The sequence below is a fragment of the Luteimonas sp. TWI382 genome (assembly GCF_039674545.1).
Lineage (GTDB): Bacteria > Pseudomonadota > Gammaproteobacteria > Xanthomonadales > Xanthomonadaceae > Luteimonas.
Genome location: NZ_JBDJNS010000048.1, coordinates 1 through 1,975 on the forward strand (window position 1 = coordinate 1; position 1,975 = coordinate 1,975).

2 protein-coding genes are annotated in these 1,975 nt (G+C 50.4%); both read left to right on the top strand.

Going from position 1 to position 1,975, the window contains the following annotated elements; translation table 11 throughout:
* Positions 1-337: hypothetical protein (locus tag ABE505_RS17015; RefSeq protein ID WP_346445842.1), on the top strand; the 337-nt coding region annotated here is incomplete at its 5' end.
* A gap of 11 nt (positions 338-348) precedes the next feature.
* Positions 349-780 (top strand): hypothetical protein, encoded by a 432-nt coding sequence (locus ABE505_RS17020; protein ID WP_346445843.1) that lies wholly within the window; start codon positions 349-351, stop codon positions 778-780.
* Positions 781-1,975: the final 1,195 nt, after the last annotated feature.

Below are 1,975 nucleotides of genomic sequence, written 5' to 3' on the forward strand. Positions count from 1 at the left end.
TGCGCTCGACCTGAAGCACTGCGCGCTCTTCCGCGCTCAGGTGGCTGTACTGTTTTCCCATCGCGACACCCTACACTCCGCCGGGTGTTGCACTTGGAAGTTGAGTCTGCCGAGTAGCCATGCGACTCAGCGCGGATCTGCAATGTATCGTCAGGAAACTGCCGAGATGATTGCAAATGGTGATTATCGTGATGCAATGGCAAGAGAGGTAAGGGATGTGCGGAGGGCTGCCTATGAGATGTCCGGGGATCGAACCAAGTACAATCAAGCTATGCGCGAGATGCTTGAGTACGCAAGAGAAAGCGGTCAGCTGCCAGCGCGAAAGCCGCGAAAGTAGGAGATGATTAAGTGATCTATTTAGTTCCTTACCGTTCGATAAACGGCCTTATGTTGGGTGACCCTGTGAACAGGGCGAAAGAGATTTTTGGAAATCCGATCGCGGAAAGAAGAGATCGGTATGGTGAGCTAATTGAGCACTATGAGTCTATAAAGCTGGTTTTTCACAGGAATTCGCTTTTATTGCAAGAATGCTCGGTTTTCAATGGCGTGCCTACTCGGATTAATGGTCGAGATCTGGACTGGTCGCTATCGGGATTGAAGGCGCTATGCGTTGAGGATGGGAGGCCATTGGAGTATTACGGAGCGGTGCTTCTATTTAATGTTGGGGTTGTATTGACTGGGGTGGAGGAGGACGCGGAAAGTGATCGCGCTGTCGGAATTTTCTCTGAGGACGTCTGGGTTGATTTGGTTCCAAAAATGAAGCCTTTCTATATTGATTGATAGAATCGAACGTTGCATATTGCGGCGGTGGCAATGAGTAAAGATCATCACCGTGGCCAGGTCATGCGCGGCGGGATTGAAATATTCAAGGCGAACTCGTGTAAGAGGTTGAGAGGTAATCCTACGGATGTGTGTGGTCAGGGTATTCGGCATTTCTCGGTGAATGATTGCGATTATCTAAGGTCACTGGATGTATTTTGATCGGTTGACAACCTATCCGTTGTTTTTATTGGCGGTGGCACCTTTTTGCTGGATGGAGGGTCCGCAGAATCTGCTGGTCAGAACAGGCTGCGGCGGATGTGGAGTGAAAGCGGTAAGAGTCTTCAGTATATGGGGGAATTGCTGACGGACTCTGCGTCAAGTGATGTTTGAGTGTGTTAGGGATCTCGAGACAAGAGTTTCCATCTTCCGCGCTGTTTCCGTACTCACTGCAATCCCTCGTGGATTGGAAGAGGACAAGTGATTGAGCTAGTTCCATATTGGTCGGTAAGCGGGCTTCTGTTGGGTGATTCAGTCGAGCGGGCGAAAGAGTTGTTTGGAGATCCTGATGTAGAAATGAAGAACAGATCTGGCGAGCTGGTAGTTCACTACAAGTACCTAGTACTAATTTTTCAAGAAGAGACACTTCGATTGCGAGAATGCGTGGTTCCGTATGATGTACCGACTCGCATAAACGGAGTCGATATGGATTGGTCCATGCCAGGGCTGATGTCGCTGTGTCGGCGAGATGGTAACCCCCTGGGGGGGCACGGGTCGGTGATTCTGTTTAACCTTGGAATTGCAATGAGTGGGGTGGAAGAGGGGGCGGAGAGTGATCGAGCTGTTGGGATTTTCTCAAAAGGGGTATGGGATGATTTCAGGTCGCGTTTGAAGCCTTTTTCATTCGATTAACTGGAGACCGTGCCAAGTACAACCAAGCTATGCGCGAGATGCTCGATTATGCGAGGGACAGTGGTCAGTTGCCGTCGCGAACCGGGAGATAGCTAGGTGATTGAATTGATTCCATACAATTCGGTTAACGGACTTATGTTGGGTGATTCCGTCGACCGGGCGAAAAAGTTGTTCGGAGATCCAGTTGTAGAAAGGCAGACTCAACTTCCAAGTGCAACACCCGGCGGAGTGTAGGGTGTCGCGATGGGAAAACAGTACAGCCACCTGAGCGCGGAAGAGCGCGCAGTGCTTCAGGTCGAGCGCA